The following is a 24,754-nucleotide window of genomic DNA, read 5'->3' as shown; positions in this document are numbered from 1 at the left end:
TCGCCGTCAGCCGCAGTCGCGCAGCCCCTTCAGTCGCGCCACATCCGCCGCATGGCCTTCCTTGCCGCCCGGCGTCTCGATGATCAGCGGCACTCCCGCCGTCGCCGGATGGGCGAACAGCTCCCGGAACGGCTCCTCGCCGATGTGTCCGGCGCCGATGTTCTCGTGCCGGTCCTTGTTGGCTCCCACCACGTCCTTGGAGTCATTGGCGTGTATCAGCTTCAGCCGCCCCTCGCCCACCGTGTCCACCAGCAGGTCCAGGGTCTGCTTCATGCCCGCGGGGCCCGCCAGATCGTGCCCCGCCGCGTAGATGTGGCAGGTGTCGAGACAGATACCGAGCTTGGGGTGGGCGTCGAGCGCCTCGAAATACGGGCCGAAGTCCCAGGCCCGCGAGCAGAGCGAGAATCCCTGTCCGGCGGTCGACTCCAGCAGCAGATACGGGTCGTCGTCATGGGTCAGTTCGTCGAGGATCGGCCTCATGTGCGTCCGTACCTGCGCCAGGGCCTCCGCGCGTGGCCGGCCGCCGGTCGCCGAACCGGTGTGCACCACGACGCCCAGGGCGCCGATCTCACGGGCCCGGCGCAGGGAGTGGCGTAGCGAGTCCACGGACTTCTCCACGGTGGCCTCGGTGTGCGAGCCGAAATTGATCAGGTACGGGGCGTGGACGTAGACCGGTATCGACTCGGCGGCACACTCGGCGCGGAACTGTTCGTCCTGCGCCGGGTTCCCGGTGGGCGTGGCCCAGCCGCGCGGATTGGCGACGAAGACCTGGACGGCTTCCGCCCCCATCTCGCGGGCGTAGGGCAGGCCGACTTTCGCGAGGCCGCCGGCCACGGGGACATGGCCGCCGACGGGGTTGCGCATATGGATCTAGAGCCCCTTGGTCTTGATGGTGATGGTGCTGCCCTCGGGGGCCTGCTTGCCGCCGTCCACGGACTGACTGGCGATCTTGTCGCTGAAGGAGAGGAACGGGCGGTCGACCTTGACCTCGAAGCCCGCCGCCTTCAGTAGCCTCGTCGCCTCGTCGACGTTTTTGCCCGTGACGTCCGGTACGTCAATCATCCGCGGGCCCTTGGAGACCGTGAGCGTGATGGTGTCGCCCTCGGCGACCTGGGCACCCTGGCCCGGGGACTGGTGCGCGATGTCGCCCTCGGCCTCGGGAGAGTTGACGCGGCCGGGCAGCACCTTGGCCTTCAGCCCTTCCTCGTCCAGTGCGGCGGTGGCGTCCTGGACCGACAGTCCGGTGACATCGGGGACATCGACCGGGCTGCCCTTGCTGACGACCAGGGCGACCGCGGAGTCGGGGTGGCGCTCGGCGCCCGCTCCGGGATCCGTACGGATCACGTCGCCCCGGTCGAACTCCGTGCTGAACTCCCTGGTGACCATGCCGGGCACCAGCCCGCTCTTCTTCAGAGCCTGCCTGGCCTCGGCCAGCGCGATGCCCTCGACGGCGGGCACCTTCACGATCTCCGGGCCGCGCGACACGGTGATCGTCACCGAGCCGTTGCCCCGGATCCGGGCGCCGGACCTCGGATCGCTGTCGATGACCTTGCCGCGCGCGACGCTGTCGCTGTAGGCCCGCTTGACGCTCTTCAGCTCCAGCCCGGAGTCGGAGAGCCGCTGCCCGGCCTCCTTCTCGGTCTGGCCGAGCAGGGAGGGGACCCGGGTGAACTGTCCCGAGTTGATGTACCAGACACCGGCACCGGCCCCGAGCACCAGCAGCACGGCGACGATCGCGGCAAGCATTCCGCGCCGCGGCCCGCGTCGGGCCTGCCGGTCCTGCTCGGGCGGCAGCGGCGGGGGCAACTCGAGCCGGCTGGTGTGGTGGGCGGTGCCCTGACCGTCCGGGAGTACCCGGGGGATCACACTCGTGCGGTCCTCGGCGCGGGGGATCACACTCGTGCGGTCCTCGGCGCCGTCGTGCGCCTCGGCGAGGGACTGCGGCGGTACGGCGTCCAGTTGTTCATCGGTGAGCGCGGCGCGCGCGGTGCGGGCCTCGGCCAGCAGGGCCACCGCGTCGAACGGGCGGACCTCGGGGTCACGGGCGGTGGCGCTCGCGACCAGGCGGTCCAGTTCGACCGCGAGCCCGGGGACGACGGCCGAGGGGGCCGGGACGTCCTCGTTGAGGTGCTGGTAGATGACCTGGGCGGGGGAGTCGCCGCTGTGCGGCTTGGCGCCCGTCAGCATCTCGTACAGCACGACACCGCAGGCGTACACATCGGCGCGGGTGTCCGCCGTGCCGTGCTCGATCTGCTCGGGGGCGAGGTAGGAGACGGTGCCCAGGACGGATCCGGTGGTGTTCGTGACGGTGCCCACAGCCCGTACGAGACCGAAATCCGCGACCTTCACCCGGCCGTCGTCCCCTATCAGGACGTTCTCCGGCTTCATGTCGCGGTGCACGAACCCCGCCCGGTGCGCGGCACCGAGTGCGGCGAGGACCGGCTCCAGGATGTCCAGGGCGGCGCGCGGCTGCAGGGCGCCGCGCTCGCGCAGGATGTCGCGCAGCGTGCAGCCCGCGACGTACTCCATCGCCAGGTAGACGTACGCCCCCTGGGCGCCCTGGTCGAAGACCGCGACCGCATTGGGGTGGGCGAGCCTGGCCACCGACTTGGCCTCACGGATGAAGCGCTCGACGAACGAGGCGTCGGTCGCGAGCGCCGGGTGCATCACCTTGAGGGCGAGCACCCGGTCGAGCCGGGTGTCCATGGCCCGGTAGACCGTGGCCATCCCGCCCACGGCGATGCGGGCATCGACGCGGTAACGGCCGTCGAGGAGCTGCCCGACAAGCGGGTCCTGGAGGGTCTTATCCACGCAGCCGAGTCTACGAGCCACCGCGGACACGACCGACGGGCCGGGGCGATCCCGGGTCCGTACTGCAGCCGAGCCGTGACAGGGACATGCGCTTCAGCAGCGTACGGACCCGGCGGACGCGCGCTCAGAACGCCGGCCGCTCCGGGTCCAGCACCGCCCGCCCCTCCACTGGTGAGGAGGCCTCGGCGAAGTGGCGACGCGGGATCCGGCCCGCGCGGTACGCCAGCCGTCCGCCGTCCACCGCGTGCCGCATCGCCGCCGCCATCAGCTCGGGCTCCTGCGCCCGGGTCACCGCCGACGCCAGCATCACCGCCGCGCACCCCAGCTCCATCGCGAGGGCCGCGTCCGAGGCGGTCCCGGCGCCCGCGTCGAGAATGACCGGCACCCGGGCCTGCTCGACGATCAGCTGGAAGTTGTGCGGATTGCGGATGCCGAGCCCGGAGCCGATGGGGGAGCCGAGCGGCATGATCGCCGCGCATCCCACGTCCTCCAGTTTCCGGGCGAGCACCGGGTCGTCGCTGGTGTACGGCAGGACGGTGAACCCGTCGTCCGCCAGGGTCTCCGCGGCGTCCAGCAGCTCGACCGGGTCGGGCAGCAGAGTCCGCTCGTCGGCCACGACCTCCAGCTTGATCCAGTCGGTGCCCAGCGCCTCGCGGGCCAGCCGGGCGGTCAGCACGGCCTCGCCCGCGGTGAAGCAGCCCGCCGTGTTCGGCAGGACGCGGATCGAGAGGCGTTCGAGGACGGAGAGGACCGAGCCCTGCACGGTCGGGTCGAGGCGGCGCATCGCGACGGTGGTCAGCTCGGTGCCGGACGCCGTCAGGGAGCGTTCGAGCACGTCGAGACTGGGCGCCCCGCCCGTTCCCATGATCAGCCGGGAGCCGAACGTGGTGCCGCCGAGGGTGAAGAGATCGTCGGACATGGTCAGCCTCCCTGGACCGCGGTGAGGACTTCGATCCGGTCGCCGTCGGCGAGGGCGGCGGCCGACCAGCGGCTGCGCGGGACGACGGTCTCGTTGAGGGCCGCGGCGACCCCGGAGGACGCCGCCGTGAGAGTCGCCACAAGGGTCTCCAGGCTGGTGCCCGCGGCGATCGAACGGGGATCGCCGTTCACGGAGACGGTGAGCGGAAGGGAGTCGGTCATGCGGGCTGCTCCTGACGTACGGAGGCGGAGGGCGGTACGGCGGCGGGTGCGAATCGTCCGGGGGCGAAGGGGCGGGCCACGGCGGGCAGCTCGCCGGTGGTCAGCAGCTCGGCCATCGCGTCACCTGTGACGGGGGTGAGCAGTACGCCGTTGCGGTGATGGCCGGTGGCGAGGTGGAGGCCGGGCACGGCGGTGGGGCCGAGCAGTGGGGCGTTGTCGGGGGACGCGGGGCGAAGGCCGGCTCGGGTCTCGGTGAGCGGCAGTTCGGTGATGCCGGGCACCAGCTCGTGGGCGTCGCGCAGCAGCTCGTACACCCCGCCCGCCGTGACGGTGGTGTCCCAGCCCATCTCCTCGCTGGTCGCGCCGACGACGAGCTCGCCGTTCTCGCGCGGGACGAGATAGACATGGCTGCCCCGGACCACGGCCCGCACGGTGCGGGTGAGGAACGGTGCGTAAGCGGCGGGCACGGTCAGCCGGAGCACCTGTCCCTTCACGGGCCGCACCGGGGGAACGACATCGTCCGGCAGCCCGGCGAGCCGCCCGCTGAGGCTGCCCGAGGCGAGTACGACCTGGTCGGCGGCCAGCTCCGTACCGGCCGCGAGTACGGCTCCGGTGGCCCGGTCCCGTGCCACCCCGAGGCGTTCCACCCAGTCGCGGTGGAAGACCACCCCAGCCCGTTCGCAGGCCGTCAGCAGAGCGGCGGCCAGCCGGCGCGGATCGACCTGGTGGTCGCCGTCGACCCGCAGACCGCCGCGCACGCCCGGCGCCAGCATGGGCTCCAGCCGACGGCACTCACGGCCGGTGAGCCATTCCGACTCCAGCCCCGAACGCTGCTGAAGCACGTGCAGCTCCCGCAGATGGGCGCGGTCGTCGGAGTCCAGGGCGACCGCAAGGGTGCCGCAGGCGCGGAAGCCGATGTCCTGGCCGCTCGCCGCCTCCAGTTCGGCCGCGAAGGCCGGGTAGCGCGCGGCGGACGCGGTATTGAGGCCGAGCAGCATCTGCTCGCCGTAGTGGAGTTCGGTGACGGCGGCGAGCATCCCGGCCGCGACCTGGGCGGCCCCGCCGCCCGGCTCGGGGTCGACGACCGCGGTGCGCAGACCGCGCTGCGCAGCCCGCCAGGCAGTCACCAGACCGATGATCCCGCCCCCGATGACGAGGACGTCGGATCCTTGTGCGGATACGGATGTGTTCCCGGAAGAACGCATGGGCGTCCAGCCCCTCCCTTCGCCGGCATGACCCGGATCAGGTTCGTACGGTCGGAGGCCGCCCAGCCTCCCTCTCAGCCCGGTGCGTCCGGGCTCCCGCGAGTGTCTTACGGTGGCCACCCTAGTGCCCCTCCCGGCAGGCTTTGCCCCGTCCGGCAAACATGGCCGGTCACGGCACTGACCCCGTCCCCCGGACCCTGTAAGGGAGCAGCCACCATGGCCCGTTCGCTCGACAAACTCGTCCTCTCGCCGGTCGCCGACCAGGCGCCGGGCCAGGTGGGCACCCGTACCCGCTTCACGTACCACGAGGAGGACGGCCGGATCTGGGCCGAGTACGCGGGCGGCGACGTGGTCCGGGGCCATCTCGTCGGCACCAGGACCGCCGATCGACTCGACTTCCGGTACGTCCAGTTGAAGCAGGACGGAACGACATCCTCCGGACACTGCCTCTCGACCGTCGTCGACCTCGCCGACGGCCGCGTGCGGCTGGACGAGCGGTGGGAGTGGGAGTCGCAGGAGGGCAGCGGGACGAGCGTGGTCGAGGAGCTGTCTAGCTGACGGACCGTCAGGTGTTTAAGGTGGACAGGTGAGCGAGCAGCAGACTGAGCAGCCGGACCGGCGGACCGAGCGCCGCATCGTCATCGTCGGTGCGGGCATGGCAGGTGTGCAGACCGCGGTGGCCCTGCGGGAACAGGGCTTCACCGGCCCGGTCACCCTGATCGGCGCCGAACCCCACCAGCCCTACGACCGGCCGCCGCTGTCCAAGGCGGTGCTGCTCGGCGAGGCTGAGGGCTCCGCCTTCGACATCGACTTCGAGGCGCTCGACATCGAGCTGCAACTGGGCCGCGACGTGACCGGTCTCCGGTCCGAGGCGCACGAACTGGACACCCCGACAGGCCCCGTCCCGTACGACGTCCTGGTCATCGCCACCGGCGCCGAACCGGTCGAGCTGCCGGGCTCCGAGGGTGTGCGCGGTGTCCATCTGCTGCGCACCCTCGACGACGCCGCACGGCTGCGGCCGGTCCTCGGTGAGCAGCACAGCGTCGTGGTCGTCGGCGCCGGGTGGATCGGCGCGGAGTTCGCCACCGCGGCCCGCGCCGCGGGCTGCGAGGTCACCGTTGTCGAGGCCGCCGACCGGCCGCTCGCGGGCGTCCTGCCCGCCGAGGTCGCCGCTCCGATGGCCCGCTGGTACGGGGAGAGCGGCGCGGAACTCCTCACCGGTGCCCCGGTGGCCCGCATCGAGCCCGGCCGGGTGGTCCTCGCCGACGGCCGCGCACTCGCGGCCGGAGCGGTGGTCGTCGGGATCGGCGCCCGGCCCGCCACCGCCTGGCTGGCCGGCTCCGGCATCGCGCTCGGACCGGACGGATCGGTGACCGCCGACGAAGCGCTGCGAACCTCGCTGCCCGATGTGTACGCCGTCGGGGACTGCGCCTCCTTCCCCTCCGCGCGATATGGCACGCGCCTCCTCGTCCACCACTGGGACAACGCAGTCCAGGGGCCGCGGGCCGCCGCCGCCAACATCATCGGCGCCGGCTCCCGCGGGGCACCGCAGCCGGTCACGTACGACCCCGTGCCGTACTTCTGGTCCGAGCAGTTCGACCGGTTCGTGCAGTACGCGGGCCATCACGGGGGCGCCGACACTCTGCTGTGGCGCGGCGACCCGGACGGCCCCGCCTGGTCGGTGCTCTGGCTGCGGGACGGCGTGCTGGTCGCCGTCCTCGCCGTCGGCCGGCCGCGCGACCTGGCCCAGGGGCGCAAGCTCATCGAGGCGGGGGCGCGGCTCGATGAGGTGCGGGCGGCCGATCCCTCCGTGCCGCTGAAATCGACGGTACGTCAGTAACGGCCTTCCCCTGAAGGGGCCGGTGGGCAATCTCCGTACACCACCACGCTCACCCCGCCCGCCCGCCCGCCCGCCCGGTGCGAGGGCCCCTGGAACAAGGTCGTCCTCGACTGGTCGGGCAGCGTGAAGGGGCGTCAGTACGACCGTCTCGCCGCGGTGTTCGTCGGCGGCGCGGAGGTCTTCCGCACCAGCACGGCCGAGCCCGACGACGACGGCATCAGCTGGCACGTCGCCAAGGACATCACCGAGGGCTACGTCCGACCTCGAAGGGCCGGATCACCACCACCGTCGAGCAGGAATTCGCGTACACCGACACGGACACGGTCTCCAGGGCCGGGCAGCAGCAGACGATGCACCAGCGCGACCACGGCGCCACCACGGTGACGACCAGGACGGGCGGGCGTACCAGCGCACAGCGGCACGCCTGGTCCTGCCCCATCGACGTCGACATGGACATCCCGGTCTACGGCGACCACAACAACTACGACCTGAGGGCCGCCGTCACCCAGCGCCGTGTGCTGATCGACACCTCCCGGACGGGCTCCGCGCGTGTGTGGCGCACGGACGCCGTGACGGACGACACCGTGGACTCGACCGGCAACCTCGCCCGCACGGGCGGCGTGGTCACCGCCGTGGGCGGAGCCTCGGCCGAGAAGTGCCGGGGCACTGCCGACGCCGGGGCCTGCTACTCGCGTGTCCTGGAGTCCGCCCACGGCTGGATCACCAGCGGCCAGGAGTCCCGTTGCCGCGTCGCGGACGTGGTTCGCGAGGCCCTGAAGGGATGAGTCCGGGTATCGGCTGTCAGTGCGGGATGGCAGGCTTGTCCTGTGACCGAGATTGACGCAAAGATCGATGCTCTCGTCCCTGCCTGGCTCCACCTCCCCGATATCGCAGAAATGTTCGATGTCGAGGTGACGCGCGTGCGGCAGCTGGTCAAGGAAGGCCAGCTCATCGCCGTACGACGTGGTGAGAACCGGGCGCTCCAGGTGCCTGCTGCCTTCATCGACGGCAACAAGGTGGTCAAGGGCCTCACCGGCACCCTGACGCTCCTGAGGGACGACGGCTTCTCCGACGAAGAGATGTTGGAATGGCTCTTCACCCCTGACCCGACCCTGCCGGGTACCCCCGCACAGGCGCTGAGCGAGAATCGCGGCACGGAGGTGAAGCGCCGCGCCCAGGCGCTCGCCGTCTGACCGGGACGACCGTACGCGGGGTACGGGCCGTGCGCCTCTGCGCGGCCCGTCCCCCCGCGTCGAGCCGCTCCGCACCACCAGCAGTACCGCTCCGTCCCAAGGGGGAACCGCACCATGCCCACTCCTCGCGCGCTGCTGAGCGACGCCCGGCTCTATCTGTGCACGGACGCCCGCAGGCGCGAGGGTGACCTCCCCGAGTTCCTCGACGCCGTGCTCTCCTCCGGCGTCGACATCGTCCAGCTGCGCGACAAGGGCATGGAAGCGGCCGAGGAGCTCGAACACCTCGCTGTCTTCGCCGACGCCTGCAGGCGCCACGGCACGCTCCTCGCGGTGAACGACCGGGCCGATGTCGCCCATGCCATCGGCTCGGATGTGCTCCACCTCGGCCAGGGGGACCTGCCCGTGCCCGCCGCCCGGGCCATCATCGGCGGGGACGTGGTGATCGGCCGCTCCACACATGCCGAGTCCGAGGTCGACGCGGCCGTCGCCGAGCCCGGCGTGGACTACTTCTGCACCGGACCCTGCTGGCCCACCCCGACCAAGCCCGGTCGGCACGCCCCGGGCCTCGACCTCGTGCGGTACGCCGCCTCGCTCGGCCGGACGCGCCCGTGGTTCGCCATCGGCGGGATCGACGCGGACAACCTCGACCAGGTGCTGGACGCGGGGGCGCGCAGGGTCGTGGTCGTACGGGCCATCACCGAGGCCGACGACCCGGCCGCGGCCGCCGCCGGGCTCGCGAAGCGGATCAGAGCACGCGCCGACGTCTGACAAGGACGTCAGGAATGCCGCAGGGCATCCATGTACGGCCGGGTCCGCCCGGAGACTGCGCGAAGAGTGTCCGAGGGCTGGACAAACCACCAGTCAATTCGGGCAATTACCGCTGGTCTGGTCGAGGCACCCTCGAGTCCTGGTTAACCTTCAGTATGGCCCTTGGCACTCCTTCTACCAGGACAGATCACGCACGCACTGTGCGTGAGCTTCTCGCGACCGGCAAGACGTCGTATTCGTTCGAGTTCTGGGCACCCAAAACCGAGAAGGGCGAGCGGAATCTCTGGAATGCCCTGCGCCGTGTCGAGGCAGTGGGGCCGAGCTTCGTCTCCGTGACGTACGGCGCCGGCGGTTCCACCCGGGCCGGAACGGTGCGGGCCACCCAGCAGATCGCTGCCGATTCCACGCTCACCCCGGTCGCCCATCTGACCGCCGTCGACCACTCCGTCGCCGAACTCCGCAACATGATCGGGCAGTACGCGGATGCCGGAATCAGGAACATCCTCGCCGTGCGCGGCGACCCGCCGGGCGACCCGATGGGCGAGTGGGTCGAGCACCCGCAGGGTGTGCGGTACGCGGCCGATCTCGTCCGGCTCATCAAGGAATCCGGCGATTTCTGTGTCGGCGTCGCCGCATTTCCCGAGATGCACCCGCGCTCGACCGACTGGGACACCGACATCCAGCATTTCGTGGACAAGTGCCGCGCCGGCGCCGACTATGCGATCACGCAGATGTTCTTCAATCCGGACGACTATCTGCGTATGCGTGACCGAGTGGTTGCTGCGGGTTGCGACACGCCGATCATCCCCGAGGTCATGCCGCTCACCAGCGTCAAGCAGCTGGAGCGGTTTCCGCAGCTCAGCAACGCGTCGCTGCCGTCGTCGCTGAAAGAACGCATCCTCGCCGTCAAGGACGATCCCGCCGCTGTACGCTCCATTGGGATTGAGTTCGCGACGGAGTTCTGCGCGAGGCTGCGCTCCGAGGGTGTGCCCGGACTGCACTTCATCACGCTCAACAACTCGACGGCGACGCTCGAAATCTACGAGAATCTCGGACTGCACAAGCAGTCCTGACCGGCCGTATCCGCCACGACCCGGGGCGGTGGCCGTAGGAGGGGGCGGACATGGGCTGGACGGTCCTCTACATCGCGTTCGGCATCGTGGCGTTGTGGCTGCTCGGCGAGGTGTTGCTGCAGTACAAGGCGCGCCTTCGCTGGCGCCTGCTCGCCTTCGGCGGCTTCGCCTGTGTGGTTGTCGGCGTACTGATCCCGTCCGTGTTCGTCATCGCCGTCGGCGCGATCGCGTTCGCCACCGGCCAGACGTACGTCACGCTCTCGTTCCGGCGCGGCTTCTCGACCGGCTGGGCCATAGGGGGCAGGCCGGGCGAGAGCCGTCGCCGCCGGTCGGGGGGCGGCCGGGACACCCGCCGGGAGCCGACGCTGGAGGTGTCGGATCTGGAGATGGAGTACGACCGCTCGGACCAGGACGGGGCGAACAGCCCCGCTCCCGCGAGCGGGGCCGCGGTCTACGAGCCGGAGCCGCTGCCCGACGACACCGGGCAGTACGGCATCTACACCGACCCCCAGCCCGCGCAGCAGTCACAGCCCCAGTACGCCTCCTACGACCCGTACCCGGACTCCTCCGCGTTCACCGCGGCCGCGCAGGACTCGTACGCCGGCCAGGACAGCTACGGCGGGCAGGGCACGTACGCGAGCCAGGACCCCTACGCCGGGCAGTACGACTACGGCACGGGCCGGCAGCAGTACGCCGCGTACTCCGACCCGTACATCGGCACCACCACCGGCTCCCCGCAGTACGGGGCGCAGGACCCGTACGCGGGCCATGACGGCCATGGCGGTCAGCAGCAGTTCACGGCAGACCCCTACGCCCAGCAGTACGCCTCCGAGACGCCGCCGGGCGGCGTCTGGGTGCCGCAGCAGCGCGAGGGCGAGCAGTACCCGCCGCTGACGCCGGAGCAGCCCGCGCCGTTCCCGAACGGCCACGACACCGGCTACAACGACCAGTACCGCTACTGACGGGGCGAGCCGCGCCGTCGGGTGAAGGCCGCCGAACCCGACGGCTGCTGGAGGAACGGAGCGGCGACCGGACGTGCCCGGCACCCGCCCCCTCGGGGGCATCGGGCCCCTCACTGAGAGCCGCGGAAGCCGTCCCCCTCCACGATGAGCCCGGCGACGAGCGCCCCCGACATCCCGGCGTGCGCGAGGCCGCCGCCCGGGTGCGACCAGCCGCCCGCGAGGTAGAGCCCGGGCAACCGGGTGCGGTTGCTTGGATGCAGATACGCGCCCCCGGCCCCGGCCAGCGCGGGCGCGGGCACCGAACCGCCCTCGGCGCCGGTGTCGGCCGCGCTCTCCGCGGGCGTCCGCACCTCGGCGTGGAGCACCCGCTCCCGTATCCCGGGAACGGCTGCGCCGACCGCCTCGATCAGCGTGGCGGCGTACCGCTCGCGCAGCGCACCGTCCGTCCAGTCCACCGCGCCGTGCGGGGCGACCGTCGCCGTGAGCGTCACTGCCTCGTGCGCGTCGTCGGGGCGGGTCGTGGGGTCGTCGGGGCGGATCACCGTCACCGTGGGACCTGCGGCGAGCCGGCCGCCGAACACCGCCTCGCGCTCCGCCGCTCCGTCCGCGCCGTGCACCACCGTCCGGTGCACCGCGTCCGCGGGCCGGGCGCCGCGCAGTGACAGCAGGACCTGGAACCGGCCCGGCACCGCCGTCCCGCCGCCCGGTCGTGGCTGAGCCGTCACATCATTGCTCTGCCAGATCCCCTGACCCGGTATCAGACCCGGGTGCGGCCAGGCCCCCAGCACCACATGGTCGGCCTCCGTGACCGTGCCCGTGGCCAGCTCGACGCCCGCTGCCCGGCCGTCCCTCTCCACGACCCGGGCCACCTCGGCGCCGAAGACGAACGTCACCTTCCGGGCCAGGCACCGCTCGTACACCGCCTGCGCCAGCGCCCGGATTCCGCCCGCCACGTACCAGCTGCCGAACGTCTCCTCCATGTACGGCAGAAGGGCCGCGCTCGCCGGTGCGCGCAGCGGATCGAGGCCGTACGACAACGCGTATCCGTCGAGGAGAGCGGCCAGCCGTGGGTCCGTCAGCTCCCAGGCGCCGACCTCCGCGACCGTGCCCGCCAGACGGGCCGAGCGCAGCAGTCGGCGCTGCCGGAGTGCCGGGTACGGATCGCGGCCCAGCACCTCCCAGTCGGGGCGCAACGGCTCCTCGAGCAGCGGCCGCCGGGACCGGTCCCAGGCATCGCGGGCCCGGTCCAGGAACTCGCCCCAGCTGCCGCCCGCGCGGGCCCCCAGCGCACTGTCCAGGGCGGCGACCACCCCGGCGCGCGAGGCGTTCGGCAGCGAGACCGCCGTGCCGTCGGCGAAGAGATGGTGGCTCGCCGGATCGACCTGCGTCATCGTGACGCACCGCTCCAGCGGCTCCTTGCCGGTCTTTACGAACAGGTCGCGGTAGACGGCCGGCAGATGCAGCAGCGAGGGGCCGGTGTCGAACATGAAGCCGTCGCGGGCATATCGGCCGACCGAGCCGCCGAACGTCTCCGACCGCTCGTACACCGTCACCTGGTTGCCTGCCACGGCCAGCCGGGCGGCCGCCGCCATCGCGCCCATCCCGGCGCCGATCACCGCAATACGTGCCATGGCAGTGACCTTACGGCCTGCCCCACGATAGGGAGTGGGCGCCCGACGCCCTGCGACTCCGCTTGCGGCGTTGTCGTCAGTCACCGACTCCCCCATGGCCTTAAGGGCATGGGAGGGGCCCCCTTCGCGTCGACTTCCTCCTCCGCCTTGCCATCGAAGCCGCACGACGCCGCTCGCTGCTCCACTCCCTATCGTGGGGCAGGCCGTTAGCGGCCGGTACCGACAGCTCAGCCGGAAGGCCAGTGCGAACGAGGCTCCGTACCCGTCCCGGCCAGGTGTTTCTCCTCGCGCCGCTGCGCTCTGCGGCGCAGGAACCGGCGGATGCGGGAGGCCAGGAAGATCAGTACCACCAGGCCGAGGAGGAGCAGGGTCGCGGCGATGACCGCCGCCGCCACCGGATGGAATATCGCGAACGTGATGATCCCGGCGACGCCGAGGTCCTCGGCCGTACTCACGGCGATATTGCTGAACGGCTCGGGGGAGGTGTTCACCGCCATCCTGGTGCCCGCCTTCACCAGATGGCTCATCAGCGCCGTGGAACCGCCGACGGCCCCGGCCGCGAGCTCCGGCAGCGAACCGCTCTCTCCGGCCAGCAGCGCCGCCACGACGGCCCCGGCGACCGGCCTGACGACGGTGTGCACCGAGTCCCAGACCGAGTCCATGTACGGGATCCTGTCCGCGACCGCCTCGCACAGGAAGAGCACGGCGGCCACCACGAGCACATCGGTGCGCTGCAGCGACGACGGCACCTCGTCGCTGACTCCGGTCGCGCCGAAGATGCCGAGCAACAGGACCACCGCGTAGGCGTTGATCCCGCTCGCCCAGCCACTTGTGAACACCAGGGGGAGTACGGACACGGACGCGATCGTAACCAGGAGTGTGCCGCTCCGGGTGGGGTCCGGCGCACAGCTCTGAGTATCCGTACCTAGGCGGCGAGATGAGTAGGTACGCGGATGGGCTCCCACCTGCGCAGACGGAAGAGTGGGGAGCACGGAAGGGGCGCAGCGCCGGTACCGCCGACACGGGGCGGCGGAACGGGTGCCGCACTCCTTCCGGACGGGGGCGCGGGGGTGCGCAACGGAGGGCCGCAGACCGTGGGGGAAGGCTCTTCGGCAGTACAGGAAGCGCCGGTCGGGCGAGGCTCGGGGGATCGAGCCTCGCCAGACCGGCGCTTTTGCGTGTGCGGATGTCGCCCCGGGGAGGGTGTGTCAGTGCCCGCTGACCCGGCCGTGCAGCAGCAGCGACAGTGCCGAGTGCACATCGTCCATGGGCCGCTCCGGCTGGAACGCCTTCCAGTCCAGGGCCGCCACCAGGACCATGCCGACCAGCGCGGCCGCCGTCAGCGGGATGTCGATCTCCTGGCTGAGCTCACCGTTGCCGACGCCCTCGCGCAGCACGTCCTCGACCACGGCGACCGCCTCCTGACGTACCACCAGGAGGGTCGCCTGCCAGGCACGGTTGGTGCGCCACAACTCGGCGACGTACAGCTGGGTGAAGGCCGGATAGCGGTCGATGAAGGTCAGACCGGCCCTGATCATCGCGTCCAGGGCATCGACCCGGGTACCGCCGCGCTCCGCCGTCTCCTCGGCCGCGGACCGCAGCGAAGCGGTCAGCAGCCCGACGCCGTGCCGCAGCAGCTCCTCGAAGAGCTCGGTCTTGCTCTTGAAGTTGTAGTAGACCGTGCCTTTGGCGACCCCGGCGCGCTCGGCGATCTCGTCGACCGTGGTCGCCGAGAAGCCCTTCTCGGCGATGAGAGTGACGGCCGCCTCGTAGAGCTTCTGCCGGGTGGCCTGGCGGCGCGTGCTGCTACTGCTTTCCATGCGCTCGATTCTCACAGGTCCGGGCGCGCTCACAGGCTCAGCTCCGGGTGCAGCCGGTCCAGCGTCCACACCTGCTTGCGCCGGGCGGATACCGCGGTCAGGGCCAGCGCCCCCGCAGTGAACGCCAGCAGCACGACGCAGTCCTGCCAGACCGGGCCCAGCCCGCCGCCCGTGATCAGCCGGCGCAGGCTCTCGACGATGTAACTCATCGGCAGGTACGGGTGGATCGCACCGAAGAAGCCGGGGCTGGTCTGGACGGGGTACGTGCCCCCGGCCGAGGTCAGCTGCAGCATCAGCACCGCGAGCACGAGGATTCGTCCCGCCGCACCGAACCGGGCGTTCAGCCACTGCACGATCGCACCGAAGCAGCAGGTCACGAGGGCGAGGAAGCCGATCGTCCCGGCGGCATGGGCCATCTGCAGCCCCAGCCCCCAGTGCAGTACGGACATCAGGGCGGCCACCTGCAGCAGACCGATCGCGGCCACCGGCAGCCACCCGGCGAAGGCAATGCGCCAGGCGGAGGCCCCTGCGGCGAGTGCCCGCCGGTTGAGCGGCTGGATCAGCATGTACGCCACCATCGCGCCGACCCAGAGGGAGAGCGGAATGAAGTAGGGCGCGAATCCGGTGCCGTAGTTGGCGGCTTGGTGCATCGACTGGGAGGCGAGCTTGACCGGATCGGCCATGACGTCGGTGCGCCGGTCGCGGTCCTGCTTGTCGTAGTCCGGGATCTTGCCGATCCCGTCGTTCAGCCCCTGGGCGAGTGCGGCGGAACCGTCGTTCAGCCGGATCAACCCACCGTCCAGGTCGGTTGCGCCCGTCCTCAGCCTGCCGACGGCGGTGTTCAGATCGGCGGATCCGGTCCTTGCCGTGGTGAGACCCGTGTGCAGTTCGTTCGCGCCGACGGCGACCTTGTGGGCGCCGGTGTTGAGCGCGTTGATCTTCGTGACGGCGGACTTCAGGTCCTCGTCCAGGTGCGGGGAGCGCTCGGCGAGGGCGTCGGCCTGCTTCTGCAGTGTGGTGAGCTGTCCGCGCAGCTTCTTCAGGTCTCCGGTCTGGTCCTTCACCAGGACATTCACATCGTCGGCGACTTTCGCGACATCGGCGGCCGCGGTCGTGGCGCGCTTCAGCGGGGGACAGGCGGTGGGATCGGCGGGCAGCTGCTCCGTGCAGCGGGTGCGGTAGACGTCGGCCAGATCGTCGGAGGCCTTGTGAGCGGCGGTCGCCGCGGTGGGTGCCTCCTTCACCAGCACGTCGAGGTTGTCCCGTACGGTCTGCGAGGAATCGGCGACCAGCCGGGCGGTGTCACCGATCGACTTGCCGTTGTCCTTCAGGAACGGGCGGACGTCGGCAGCCACGCCGTTGACCTTGTCGGCGAGGAGCTGGGTGCCCTCGGCGACCTGCCGGGAGCCGGTTTCGAGGTCTCCCGCACCCTTGCTCAGCTTGACGATCCCGCTCTCCAGGTGCCCGCTGCCCGCCTTGGCGCCCTTCAGCCCGTCCGCGAGGTCCTTCGAGCCCTTCTTGGCCTTGCTGATCCCGCCCTTGAGATCGTCGGCGCCCTTGGCCGCCTCGGCCGTCGCGTCGTGGAGGTCGGAGAAGGAGATGAAGATCTGGTCCAGGAATTCACGCGAGGCGTTGGTCGAGGCGGCGGTGCGGACCTCGGAGAACACCGTCCGGGAGATCTGCCCGACGATGTAGTTGTTGGCGTCGTTCGTCTGGACCTGGAGAGCGCCGGTCTCGGGGGAGTCACCCGAACTGGACGCGATCCGCTTGCTGAAATCCGATGGCATGGTCAGCGAGAGGTAGTACGTACCGTCCTCGACGCCCCGGCCGGCCTCGGCGGAGCTCACCTCGTGCCACTCGAAGACCTTGGAGTCGAGCAGCTCAGCGGTGATCTCGTCACCGGCCTCGATACGCTTGCCGGCCGCGGTGGCGCCCTTGTCGTTGTTGACCAGGGCGACGGGGATCTTGTCGAGGCGGCTGTACGGGTCCCAGAAGGACCACAGGTACAGGGCGCCGTAGAGCAGGGGCAGCAGCACGAGCGCGACGAGTGCGGCGCGGGGCAGCTTCCCCCTGCCGAAACGCTTCAGCTCAAGCGCGGCAAGTCTCGGCGATCGCATCGGCCGTCCCCTCCTCGGTCGCCGTCGCCGCAGGGGCGTCGGTGGTCTCTGCGGTGTCGGTGGTGTCCGTGGCCACGGCGCCGTCCGTACGCACGGTGATCGCGCCCTCGGGAGCCTCGCTGCAGACGGCGATCACGGTCGTCCCGCCGGCGGCGACGGAGCGCAGCATCTTCCAGGCCTCTGCGCGTTCGGCGTCGGAGAGCTTGAGGTCGGTGTCGTCCACGGCGAGCAGCCGCGGGTGGCCGATCAGCGCGAGGGCGACGGACAGCCGCAGCGCCTCCAGCCGCTCCAGATCGCGTACGGAGGTCCGCTCGGCCTTGGGCAGCGTCGTGGGGTCGAGTCCGGCGGCGTCCAGCGCGGCGTCGATCCGGGCCCGGGCCGTGGCGGCGCGCTCGGCGCGCGGGCGGAGCAGGGCACGCAGCGAGCCGTCGAAGCGGCGCTGCAGGAGGGCCCGCTCGCGCAGGTGCTCGGAGACGGTGAGGGCCTGGTCGAGCTCGCTGACCCCGGGGACCGGGCCGAGGGCGCTGATCCTGCGTACGGCGGCCATCTGGCGCGGCAGGCGCAGACCGCCGATCTCTGCACGGCCCTCGGAGGGGCGCATCCGGCCGGTGAGGGCGAGCAGCAGACAGGTGCGGCCGGAGCCGGACGGGCCCTCGATCGCGACCAGTGCGCCGGGCCCGGCGTCGATCCGCACGCTTCGGAAGGCCCAGCCGCGCGGTCCTTTGAGCCCGAAGTCCTCGGCGGTGACAGCTGCCCCGTGCGGGCTGTCCACAGACTCTCCTTTTTTAGACTGACTGGTCAGTGCAAAAAAATAGCCCGAACTTGCGATCGAGGCAAAAGTGCAGGTCAGGGGCCGAACGGGGTCGATTGTCAGTGGTGACCCTCACGATGGATACACACGGCCACGGAGCCGTCACACGACGACAGGAGGTTCGTCATGGCCAACTCGTCCGCAGCAGCCGCCTCTCGGCGCCGCGCAGGCGGCCCTGCCCCCTCACCGACCGGCCCCGCCCCGTCCTCCCCATCGAGCGGTCCGGCGAACGACGTCCACCCCGTGCTGCGCCGCGCCACGGCGCCGCCCGCAGCCCTCGATCTGCTCACCCAGGCCCGCATCGGCCTCGACGAGGCCGCCATGCTCACCGTGCCGAACGAGCGCTATGCCACCGCCCACCTCGCGGCCCTGCGCACTGCTGCCGCCGTGCTCGCCGCACGGGGACGGCCCGAGACCACCAGGCGGCGGCGGGAAAGGATCCGCAGCGCCTGGGAGGTCCTCCCGGAGATCGCCCCGGAGCTCACCGAATGGAGCGCCCTGTTCGCCTCCGGGGCCCGCCGCCGGGCCCGCGCGGAAGCGGGCATACCGGGGGCGGCCAGCAGCCGTGACGCCGACGATCTGCTGCGCGACGCGGCCATGTTCCTGCGCCTCGTCGAGCGGCTGCTGGTGCTCCAGCCGACGCTCCCACAGACCCGGAAGGAGCGGTCCGACGCGGGATGACAGCGGCGGTGGCCCGAGGCAATAGGGTGGACAACACCTGTATCACCTGCACTGTTCACGCTCCGCCGTCAGCGGCGGCACCGTGCCGAGGAGTCATCTGCCGTGTCGGACCAGCTGCGCCCCCGCGCCTCCCTCCGTACCGCCGTGGTCTGGGAGGTCCTGAAGGACGCCCTCGACCGCCAGGTCAAGGCGACCGGCCGGGGCGCCCTGGACGTCCTGGACACCGGCGGCGGCACCGGCAACTTCGCCGTGCCGGTCGCCCGGCTCGGCCACAAGGTCACCGTCGTCGACCCCAGCCCCAACGCGCTCTTCGCGCTGGAGCGCCGCGCCGCCGAGGCCGGGGTCGCCGACCGTGTCCGCGGCGTCCAGGGCGACATCCTCGGCCTGTTCGAGGTGGTCGAGCGCGGTGGGTACGACGCGGTGTTCTGCCACGGAGTCCTGGAGTACGTCGACGACCCCGCCGAGGGCGTACGGAACGCGGTCGACGCGCTCCGCCCGTCCGGTGCACTCAGCCTGCTCGCCGCCGGACTCGGCGGCGCCGTCCTGGCCCGGGCGCTCGCCGGGCACTTCACCGAGGCCCGGCGGGCGCTCACCGACCCGGCGGGCCGCTGGGGCGAGGGCGACCCGGTGCCCCGGCGGTACACCGCGGAGCAGCTCACCGAGCTGGTCTCCGCAACGGGCGTCGAGGTCGGCGCGGTCCACGGTGTACGGGTCTTCGCCGACCTCGTACCGGGCGTCCTGGTGGACACCGAACCCGGTGCGATGGAGGCACTGCTCAAGCTGGAGAGCGCCGTCGCGGAACTGCCGGCCTTCCAGTCGGTCGCGACCCAGCTGCACGTTCTGGGCACCAAGGGCGCCTGAGGGGCGGCCGCAGCGCGGCTGATCAGCAACGCAGCCGCAGACGGAGTACGCCCCAGGACGCCCGATCGGGGGCCGCGCCACGTATGATCGGGGGACACCATCCGGCATGACGGATCGGAGGTTGGGGAATCTACGCCTCAGCAGCTGAGCCGCCGTGGTGGCCCGGACTGGCTGATTGGCGATGCGGGCGGGTTTCACGGGGGTGATTCCCTGCCTATCCTGGAAGGGCCGCATACCGGCCGCCCCCCGCGGCCGACGACGAGGAGGACTCCGTGCCGCTCTCGGAGCACGAGCAGCGAATGCTCGAGCAGATGGAGCGAGCGCTGTACGCCGAAGATCCCAAGTTCGCGACAGCGCTCGAGGGAAGCGGGCTGCGTACATACACCCGACGACGGGTGTACCAGGCGGTCGCAGGCTTCCTGGTGGGTATCGCGCTCCTCATGGCCGGAATGGTCGCCCAGCAGATCTGGATCAGCGTGGTGGGATTCCTCGTCATGCTGGGCTGCGCGGTCCTTGCGGTCACTGGGTGGCGCAAGGCGCCCAAGCCCGGCGAGCAACAGGCAGCCGGCGGCGGGAGCGGGCGCCGACAGCCCAAGCAACGCCGAACGGTGATGAACCGGATCGAGCAGCGGTGGCAGCGACGCCGCGACGAGCAGGGCCAGTAACGCTTCGGAACACCGATGAGTGAGGGGGCGGCCGCATTTCTGCGGCCGCCCCCTCACTCATGTCCGCACCAGTGCCGTGACCGCTCACGGGGTGCCCTCGAACGCCGGACGGCCCGCGGCCGCCGGATGGGCTTGCTCTATCGAGCCCGTCGAAGGGATCACCCTCATGCCCTTGAGGCCCTTGAGGTTACGGGGGCTCCAGGACACGGCGCAGCCGGAGGCCGCGCGCCATGCCTCAGCTCTGCTGCCGGGACGGCCATCGCGGCCAACCGCCCCACCGCGCAGCCCACCTGCCGGCGACAGCCGATCCGCGTTCCGAGAGCGCGTCCATCACCCGAATGGCCGATCGCGGTGCCACGACCGCCCGGACCCGGGTGAAGCGGTCGGCGGAGATCCGCAAGCTGTTCCGGACCGTCTCCACGTCCTCGGCGAACCCGGCGCCCGCCGGGGGCTGCGGGGCGTAGAGCACCTGCTCCACCGCCCCCGCCACCCGGTGCACCGCGGCCGCCGCCTCTGTGTCGAGCCGTCCCAGCCGGACCACCCGGGCCGCCGTCTTCCGCGGGGTCTGTGATTCGTCCGGCTCGACGCCGTGGTCCCACGCCGAATCGATGATCTCCAGCCAGGCCGCCAGCGTTCTGGCCGTCACATCGGCCGACGTGCGTCCGGCGGACGACGCCAGCCTCCGCTTACGCACCCGTACCCGCCACAGCATCGGCAGCAATGGCAGCGTGACGACCACCAGCACGGCCAGAGCCACCCAGACAACGGTGCTCGTCGGGGTCCCCGAGTCCGTGGGACCCGCGGCGGCCGATGCCGCCGGGTTGTCGCAGTCGCCCTGCTTGCGCAGCTGCACCGGGCAGCCCTGCGAGGCGGACGGTGCGGCGGACGGCGCCGCCGAGGCGCCCTGCTCCGGCAGGCTCGGGTCGGCCGCGCTGCCCGCAGGAGCGTCCGGCCGGGTATAGCCGGGCGCGTTGCCACGCGTCGGGGTCGGTTCGAACCGGGTCCATCCGACGCCCTCGAAATACAGCTCGGGCCAGGCGTGCGCATCGCGCAGCCCCACCGACACCGCACCGTTCGACTGCACCGTGCCGGGAGTGAAGCCCACCGCGACGCGGGCCGGAATGCCCAGCGTCCTCGCCATCGCGGCCATCGTGAACGAGAAGTGGACGCAGAAGCCCCTCTTCTCCTTCAGGAACCGGCCGATCGCGACCGAGCCGGTGCCGGAGGTCACCGTGGTGTCGTAGCTGAAGCCGCCCTCGGAGGCGAAGTAGTTCTGCAGCTTCACCGCTCGCTCGTAGTTGTTGGCGGCGCCCTTCGTCAGCCGGTCCGCCGTCTTCTTGACCACCTCCGGCAGCGAGCCCGGCACCTTGGTGTACTCCCGCAGAACCTCGGAGGGCGCGTCGGGAGCCGCGGCGAGCTGGTCCGCGGTCGGCTGCACGACCAGGCTCGACACCTCGTAACGCGCGCCGCTGGTCGTCTGGCCGCGGTCGCCGACGAGGGTGCGCCCCGCGGGTTCGTACCGCCAGTGCCCGCCGATCTTCACCTCGGTTGCGGGGTAGGGGAGCGGCAGATAGCTCTGCTGGTAGGAGCGGGAGGAGGAGATGTTCGACCGGATCTCTGTGACGGCGACATCCGGACTCAGGCCGTCCGGCCCCGGGATCCGCTTCGGCACGTCCTTCAGGCTGCGCCGGGAGGCCCGCCACTCGCTCCCGTTGAACTGGTCCAGGGCCAGGATCCGCAGATAGAAGTCCTGCGGGTTCCGGGAATTGGTGCTGTACGACATCACCTCCCGGTTCTCCGGCTGGTTCAGATTGTTCTGCAGCGAGACCAGCGGGTTCACTGCGGAGATCGTGCCGCCGCCACCGCCCTTGCCGTTCCCGCTGCCGGTCCCCGCGAGGAACCCGCCGTCGAGAGCGGGCAGGGCCGCCGGTACGGCCAGTGCGATGCCCAGCGCCAGCGCACCGATCCGCCGCCCGGTGCGGACCGGGGCGAGCGCTCGGCCGCCCGACACGTCGAGGCCGGCCGCCGCACCGCTCGGTGACCGTCCCGCGCCACCGAAGACCCGTCCCCACTGGGAGATCCGGTCCCGGCCCTCGGCCAGCAGGAGCAGCAGATAGCCGCAGGCGGCGAGCAGGAACCAGAGCCAGCCCGCGCCGCCGCCGCCGGACAGTCCCGCGGCGACCGAGTAGAGCGCCAGGAGCGGTAGCCCGGCCGGGGCCGCGCTGCGAAACGTCACCGCGAGGGTGTCCACGGCCAGACCGATCAGCAGTACACCGCCGACCAGCATCAGCCGGATGCCTGCCGTCGCGGGCGCCGGGATGGCGTACTGCCCGACATCGTCCGCGCCCGCCCGCAGCAGGTCCGCCAGGTGCCGTACGGCCTCGGGGCCCGGCAGAAAGCCGACCATGGCCTGCTCCCGTGCGAACATCGCGGTCAGCAGCACCAGGGTGACCAGGAACTGTGCCGTGACGATCAGCAGCCGCGGCAGCGGCACCCGGCGGGCGAGCGCGCCCACCCCGCTCTGGATCGCCAGCAGGACCGTGGCCGGCAGGATCCATCCGGTCGGGTGGACCAGCGGCAGCATCGAACCCGCCGCCAACAGCGTCGCCGCAAAGGCACACAGCGCCAGCCGACCGCGACCGCTCATGACTGTCCCCTCATGACCATCCACCGGTGAAACCTGTCGTGCTGCCCGACAGCGCGGACTGCGCCACGGAGCTCTGCTGTCCCGCCTGCTGCCACAGCCGGGCGAGATCCGCCCCCGGCCCCACCGCGACCGCTGTCCAGCCCGACTCGCGCAGCCGTCGCAGGCGCTCCTCGGACGCCGCGAGCTCCGCGTCGGACGCGCTGCCGTGCATCCAGGCGGCACTGTTCAGGACGAACGCGACGGCGCCGCCGCTGCGCTGCCGCATGCGGGCAGCCACCGCCGTCTGCTCGTCGTCCACATCGCCGAGGAACGCGACCAGCAGCCCCTCGTTGCCGCCGCGCAGTACGTCGTACGCGCGCGACAGACCGCCCCCGTCGGAGTGGTCGACAACCGCGAGGGTGTCCATCATGAGTCCCGCGGAGTCGGCGGACTCCTGGGTCGATCCGGCGAAGCCGCCCTCGCCCTCGCCCGGCACCGAACTGCCGTCGTCGGTCAGCAGCCGCACCGCGAAGCCCCGCTCCAGCATGTGCACCAGCGCGGACGCCGCCCCCGACACCGCCCACTCGAAGGGCGAGTCGGGCCCGGTCCCCTGATAAGCGATCCGCCGGGTGTCCAGCAGCACCGTGCACCTGGCCCGCTGGGGCTGCTCCTCGCGGCGCACCATCAGCTCGCCGTAGCGCGCGGTGGAGCGCCAATGGACCCGGCGCAAATCGTCGCCGTGCCGGTAGCCGCGCGGAATCACGTCGTCCTCACCGGCCAGGGCGAGTGAGCGCTGCCGCCCCTCGCCGTACCCGGACGCCTCACCCGACAGCCGCACCGGCGGCAGCGGCTGGGTCCGCGGGACGACGACCAGGGTGTCGTACGCGCTGAACGAACGGGTCAGCTCGCACATCCCGAACGGATCGCTCAGCCGAAGCTGCAGCGGCCCGAGCGGATACCGCCCGCGCAGATCCGACCGGACCCGGTAGGACACCTCACGCCGGCCGCCCGCCTCCACCCGGTCCAGGACGAACCGGGGGCGCGGCCCGAGCACATAGGGCACCCGGTCCTGCAGCATCAGCAGCCCGGTGGGCAGCCGGGACACGTTCTCCATCCGCAGATGCACCCGTGCCTCGGTGCCCGCGGGCACTCGGGACGGGGAGAGCCGCCGGGTGCCCGCGACCTGGTAGCGGGTGCGGAGGAGCACCGTCGCACAGACCAGCGGGAGCACGGTGAGCAGCAGCCCGACCCGCAGCAGATCACCCTGGCCGAGCACATACGCGCAGACAGCAGCCGCGATTCCGGCAGCGAGGAAGGACCGCCCACGCGTGGTCAGCCCGCCCAGCGCGGCCCGCAGACCGCCTTTGCCGTCTCCGTCCTCCATCGAGGCGGACCCCCCGGCCGTCATCACGCCCGCCGCGCGCCGGGCGGCTGCTGCCGGCCGTACACCGGCCGCCCCGGCTGGTGCTGCGGCGCCGGGACCGACGTACCGCCGGCCGCGGTCGGCACCGGAGTCTGCTGGAGGATCTCCAGCACGACCTGCTCCGCGGTGCGGCGGTTCAGCTGGGCCTGTGCGGTGGGCAGCAACCGGTGCGCGAGCACCGGGACGGCCAGCGCCTGCACATCGTCCGGCAGACAGTAGTCCCGCCCGGTCAGCGCCGCGGACGCCTTGGCGGCTCGCACCAGATGCAGGGTGGCGCGCGGCGAGGCGCCGAGTCTGAGATCCGGGTGGGTGCGGGTGGCGCTGACCAGCTCCACCGCGTACCGCTGCACCGAATCGGCGACATGGACCGTCCGCACGGCCTCGATCAGCTTCACGATGTCGTGGGCGTGCGCCACCGGTTGCAGATCGTCGAGCGGCGAGATCCCGCCGTGCACATCGAGCATCTGCAGTTCGGCCTCCGCGCTGGGGTAGCCGATCGACACGCGGGCCATGAACCGGTCGCGCTGGGCCTCGGGCAGCGGATAGGTGCCCTCCATCTCGACCGGGTTCTGGGTGGCCACCACCATGAACGGGTCCGGCAGTCCGTAACTGTGCCCGTCGATGGTGACCTGGCGCTCCTCCATCGACTCCAGCAGAGCGGACTGGGTCTTCGGCGAGGCGCGGTTGATCTCGTCGCCGATCACGATCTGGGCGAAGATCGCGCCCGGCTTGAATTCGAAGTCGCGCCGCTGCTGGTCGAAGACCGACACGCCGGTGATGTCCGAAGGCAGCAGGTCAGGTGTGAACTGGATGCGCCGCACCGAGCAGTCGATCGACCGCGCGAGCGCCTTGGCCAGCATCGTCTTGCCGACCCCAGGGACGTCCTCGATGAGGAGATGCCCCTCCGCGAGCAGCACGGTCAGCGAAAGCCGTACGACCTCAGGCTTGCCTTCGATCACACTCTCCACCGACCTGCGCACCCGCTCCGCTGTGGCGGTCAGATCTGTGAGGCTCGCTCGATCGTCATAGGTCGTCACCCGGCCCTCCTCGGCCCTGCCCCGCGCTCTCAAGGAGCAGGGGGTACCCCATTCACGGGCCGATGCGCTCCAGTTGGCCCGGCCCACCCC

The 24,754-nt window shown here is 71.6% G+C and carries 23 protein-coding genes, 1 pseudogene and 1 riboswitch; of the genes and pseudogenes, 11 read left to right on the top strand and 13 right to left on the bottom strand.

Features of this window, described 5'->3' with window-relative positions:
- Positions 1 to 6 precede the first annotated feature (6 nt).
- The 5 genes from AB0N06_RS14600 to thiO form a co-directional block, all read right to left on the bottom strand.
- Positions 7 to 864 (bottom strand): deoxyribonuclease IV, encoded by an 858-nt coding sequence (locus AB0N06_RS14600; protein ID WP_366135037.1) that lies wholly within the window; start codon positions 862 to 864, stop codon positions 7 to 9.
- 6 nt (positions 865 to 870) lie between these two features.
- Positions 871 to 2,811 (bottom strand): Stk1 family PASTA domain-containing Ser/Thr kinase, encoded by a 1,941-nt coding sequence (pknB, locus tag AB0N06_RS14595; protein ID WP_366135036.1) that lies wholly within the window; start codon positions 2,809 to 2,811, stop codon positions 871 to 873.
- A gap of 124 nt (positions 2,812 to 2,935) precedes the next feature.
- On the bottom strand, positions 2,936 to 3,730 hold the full coding sequence (locus AB0N06_RS14590; RefSeq protein WP_366135035.1) for a thiazole synthase: 795 nt from the start codon (positions 3,728 to 3,730) through the stop codon (positions 2,936 to 2,938).
- Positions 3,731 to 3,732: 2 nt separating this feature from the next.
- Positions 3,733 to 3,951 (bottom strand): sulfur carrier protein ThiS, encoded by a 219-nt coding sequence (thiS, locus tag AB0N06_RS14585; RefSeq protein ID WP_366135034.1) that lies wholly within the window; start codon positions 3,949 to 3,951, stop codon positions 3,733 to 3,735.
- Positions 3,948 to 5,156 carry a glycine oxidase ThiO gene (thiO, locus tag AB0N06_RS14580; RefSeq protein WP_366135033.1) on the bottom strand — a complete coding sequence of 403 codons (1,209 nt, stop codon included), beginning with the start codon at positions 5,154 to 5,156 and terminating at the stop codon, positions 3,948 to 3,950. Before thiO ends, thiS begins: the two co-directional genes overlap by 4 nt.
- Positions 5,154 to 5,266, bottom strand: a riboswitch (TPP riboswitch). It overlaps the preceding gene by 3 nt.
- 106 nt (positions 5,267 to 5,372) lie before the next feature.
- Between thiO and AB0N06_RS14575 the strand changes: the two genes are divergently transcribed.
- The 8 genes and pseudogenes from AB0N06_RS14575 to AB0N06_RS14540 all read left to right on the top strand — a co-directional run bounded on the left by AB0N06_RS14575 (position 5,373) and on the right by AB0N06_RS14540 (position 10,992).
- Positions 5,373 to 5,714, top strand: a complete 342-nt coding sequence (locus tag AB0N06_RS14575; protein WP_366135032.1) for a hypothetical protein — start codon at positions 5,373 to 5,375, stop codon at positions 5,712 to 5,714.
- 28 nt (positions 5,715 to 5,742) lie between these two features.
- Positions 5,743 to 6,996: an FAD-dependent oxidoreductase gene (locus tag AB0N06_RS14570; protein ID WP_366135031.1), complete on the top strand. Its 1,254-nt coding sequence runs from the start codon at positions 5,743 to 5,745 to the stop codon at positions 6,994 to 6,996.
- Between the two features lie 90 nt (positions 6,997 to 7,086).
- Positions 7,087 to 7,242: pseudogene (locus AB0N06_RS14565) on the top strand (peptide-N4-asparagine amidase); the annotation flags it as partial.
- A gap of 104 nt (positions 7,243 to 7,346) precedes the next feature.
- On the top strand, positions 7,347 to 7,781 hold the full coding sequence (locus AB0N06_RS14560) for a hypothetical protein (RefSeq protein ID WP_366135030.1): 435 nt from the start codon (positions 7,347 to 7,349) through the stop codon (positions 7,779 to 7,781).
- 42 nt (positions 7,782 to 7,823) lie between these two features.
- Positions 7,824 to 8,189, top strand: coding sequence for an Rv2175c family DNA-binding protein (locus AB0N06_RS14555; RefSeq protein WP_366135029.1), 366 nt, complete (start codon positions 7,824 to 7,826; stop codon positions 8,187 to 8,189).
- Positions 8,190 to 8,303: 114 nt separating this feature from the next.
- A complete protein-coding gene (gene thiE / locus AB0N06_RS14550) occupies positions 8,304 to 8,957 on the top strand; it encodes a thiamine phosphate synthase (protein WP_366135028.1) in 654 nt (217 codons plus the stop codon).
- A gap of 155 nt (positions 8,958 to 9,112) precedes the next feature.
- Positions 9,113 to 10,030, top strand: coding sequence for a methylenetetrahydrofolate reductase [NAD(P)H] (gene metF / locus AB0N06_RS14545; RefSeq protein ID WP_366135078.1), 918 nt, complete (start codon positions 9,113 to 9,115; stop codon positions 10,028 to 10,030).
- 50 nt (positions 10,031 to 10,080) lie between these two features.
- Positions 10,081 to 10,992, top strand: a complete 912-nt coding sequence (locus AB0N06_RS14540; protein WP_366135027.1) for a hypothetical protein — start codon at positions 10,081 to 10,083, stop codon at positions 10,990 to 10,992.
- Positions 10,993 to 11,102: 110 nt separating this feature from the next.
- On the opposite strand, the gene AB0N06_RS14535 is transcribed toward AB0N06_RS14540, so the two are convergent.
- From AB0N06_RS14535 to AB0N06_RS14515, 5 genes are all read right to left on the bottom strand, one after another.
- Entirely contained in the window at positions 11,103 to 12,623 is a 1,521-nt protein-coding gene (locus tag AB0N06_RS14535; RefSeq protein WP_366135026.1) for an NAD(P)/FAD-dependent oxidoreductase, read from the bottom strand.
- Positions 12,624 to 12,850: 227 nt separating this feature from the next.
- The gene (locus AB0N06_RS14530) at positions 12,851 to 13,480 is read right to left on the bottom strand and encodes a DUF4126 domain-containing protein (protein WP_366135025.1); all 630 of its coding nucleotides are present in this window, start codon (positions 13,478 to 13,480) and stop codon (positions 12,851 to 12,853) included.
- 351 nt (positions 13,481 to 13,831) lie between these two features.
- Positions 13,832 to 14,443 (bottom strand): TetR/AcrR family transcriptional regulator, encoded by a 612-nt coding sequence (locus tag AB0N06_RS14525; protein WP_366135024.1) that lies wholly within the window; start codon positions 14,441 to 14,443, stop codon positions 13,832 to 13,834.
- Between the two features lie 29 nt (positions 14,444 to 14,472).
- The gene (locus AB0N06_RS14520) at positions 14,473 to 16,560 is read right to left on the bottom strand and encodes a YhgE/Pip domain-containing protein (protein WP_366135023.1); all 2,088 of its coding nucleotides are present in this window, start codon (positions 16,558 to 16,560) and stop codon (positions 14,473 to 14,475) included.
- Positions 16,532 to 17,332 (bottom strand): ATP-binding cassette domain-containing protein, encoded by an 801-nt coding sequence (locus tag AB0N06_RS14515; protein ID WP_366135022.1) that lies wholly within the window; start codon positions 17,330 to 17,332, stop codon positions 16,532 to 16,534. The genes AB0N06_RS14520 and AB0N06_RS14515 overlap by 29 nt, the downstream gene beginning before the upstream one ends.
- Before the next feature lie 165 nt (positions 17,333 to 17,497).
- On the opposite strand from AB0N06_RS14515, the gene AB0N06_RS14510 reads away from it, so the two are divergent.
- From AB0N06_RS14510 to AB0N06_RS14500, 3 genes are all read left to right on the top strand, one after another.
- A complete protein-coding gene (locus AB0N06_RS14510; protein WP_366135021.1) occupies positions 17,498 to 18,052 on the top strand; it encodes an SAV_6107 family HEPN domain-containing protein in 555 nt (184 codons plus the stop codon).
- 102 nt (positions 18,053 to 18,154) lie between these two features.
- Positions 18,155 to 18,913, top strand: a complete 759-nt coding sequence (locus AB0N06_RS14505) for a methyltransferase (RefSeq protein WP_366135020.1) — start codon at positions 18,155 to 18,157, stop codon at positions 18,911 to 18,913.
- 272 nt (positions 18,914 to 19,185) lie between these two features.
- Positions 19,186 to 19,578 carry a DUF3040 domain-containing protein gene (locus AB0N06_RS14500; protein ID WP_366135019.1) on the top strand — a complete coding sequence of 131 codons (393 nt, stop codon included), beginning with the start codon at positions 19,186 to 19,188 and terminating at the stop codon, positions 19,576 to 19,578.
- Between the two features lie 235 nt (positions 19,579 to 19,813).
- Here AB0N06_RS14500 and AB0N06_RS14495 read toward each other — a convergent pair whose 3' ends face one another.
- The 3 genes from AB0N06_RS14495 to AB0N06_RS14485 are packed head-to-tail and all read right to left on the bottom strand — an operon-like array spanning position 19,814 to position 24,664.
- Positions 19,814 to 22,225: a DUF3488 and transglutaminase-like domain-containing protein gene (locus tag AB0N06_RS14495; protein WP_366135018.1), complete on the bottom strand. Its 2,412-nt coding sequence runs from the start codon at positions 22,223 to 22,225 to the stop codon at positions 19,814 to 19,816.
- 10 nt (positions 22,226 to 22,235) lie between these two features.
- A complete protein-coding gene (locus AB0N06_RS14490) occupies positions 22,236 to 23,588 on the bottom strand; it encodes a DUF58 domain-containing protein (RefSeq protein WP_366135017.1) in 1,353 nt (450 codons plus the stop codon).
- A gap of 23 nt (positions 23,589 to 23,611) precedes the next feature.
- Positions 23,612 to 24,664: a MoxR family ATPase gene (locus AB0N06_RS14485; RefSeq protein ID WP_366135016.1), complete on the bottom strand. Its 1,053-nt coding sequence runs from the start codon at positions 24,662 to 24,664 to the stop codon at positions 23,612 to 23,614.
- Positions 24,665 to 24,754 lie beyond the last annotated feature (90 nt).

Origin of the sequence: Streptomyces sp. NPDC051020 (genome assembly GCF_040683105.1) — a bacterium.
Taxonomy (GTDB): Bacteria; Actinomycetota; Actinomycetes; order Streptomycetales; family Streptomycetaceae; genus Streptomyces.
This window is presented reverse-complemented; position numbering and strand designations above follow the sequence as displayed.

What these genes read in the sequence shown, in the direction of transcription:
- AB0N06_RS14600 (WP_366135037.1), bottom strand. Translation starts at nt 864, where the DNA reads ATGCGCAACCCCGTCGGCGGCCATGTCCCCGTGGCCGGCGGCCTCGCG.
- AB0N06_RS14590 (WP_366135035.1), bottom strand. Translation starts at nt 3,730, where the DNA reads ATGTCCGACGATCTCTTCACCCTCGGCGGCACCACGTTCGGCTCCCGG.
- thiS (WP_366135034.1), bottom strand. Translation starts at nt 3,951, where the DNA reads ATGACCGACTCCCTTCCGCTCACCGTCTCCGTGAACGGCGATCCCCGT.
- thiO (WP_366135033.1), bottom strand. Translation starts at nt 5,156, where the DNA reads ATGCGTTCTTCCGGGAACACATCCGTATCCGCACAAGGATCCGACGTC.
- AB0N06_RS14575 (WP_366135032.1), top strand. Translation starts at nt 5,373, where the DNA reads ATGGCCCGTTCGCTCGACAAACTCGTCCTCTCGCCGGTCGCCGACCAG.
- AB0N06_RS14560 (WP_366135030.1), top strand. Translation starts at nt 7,347, where the DNA reads ATGCACCAGCGCGACCACGGCGCCACCACGGTGACGACCAGGACGGGC.
- thiE (WP_366135028.1), top strand. Translation starts at nt 8,304, where the DNA reads ATGCCCACTCCTCGCGCGCTGCTGAGCGACGCCCGGCTCTATCTGTGC.
- metF (WP_366135078.1), top strand. Translation starts at nt 9,113, where the DNA reads ATGGCCCTTGGCACTCCTTCTACCAGGACAGATCACGCACGCACTGTG.
- AB0N06_RS14540 (WP_366135027.1), top strand. Translation starts at nt 10,081, where the DNA reads ATGGGCTGGACGGTCCTCTACATCGCGTTCGGCATCGTGGCGTTGTGG.
- AB0N06_RS14535 (WP_366135026.1), bottom strand. Translation starts at nt 12,623, where the DNA reads ATGGCACGTATTGCGGTGATCGGCGCCGGGATGGGCGCGATGGCGGCG.
- AB0N06_RS14525 (WP_366135024.1), bottom strand. Translation starts at nt 14,443, where the DNA reads ATGGAAAGCAGTAGCAGCACGCGCCGCCAGGCCACCCGGCAGAAGCTC.
- AB0N06_RS14520 (WP_366135023.1), bottom strand. Translation starts at nt 16,560, where the DNA reads ATGCGATCGCCGAGACTTGCCGCGCTTGAGCTGAAGCGTTTCGGCAGG.
- AB0N06_RS14510 (WP_366135021.1), top strand. Translation starts at nt 17,498, where the DNA reads ATGGCCAACTCGTCCGCAGCAGCCGCCTCTCGGCGCCGCGCAGGCGGC.
- AB0N06_RS14495 (WP_366135018.1), bottom strand. Translation starts at nt 22,225, where the DNA reads ATGAGCGGTCGCGGTCGGCTGGCGCTGTGTGCCTTTGCGGCGACGCTG.
- AB0N06_RS14490 (WP_366135017.1), bottom strand. Translation starts at nt 23,588, where the DNA reads ATGGAGGACGGAGACGGCAAAGGCGGTCTGCGGGCCGCGCTGGGCGGG.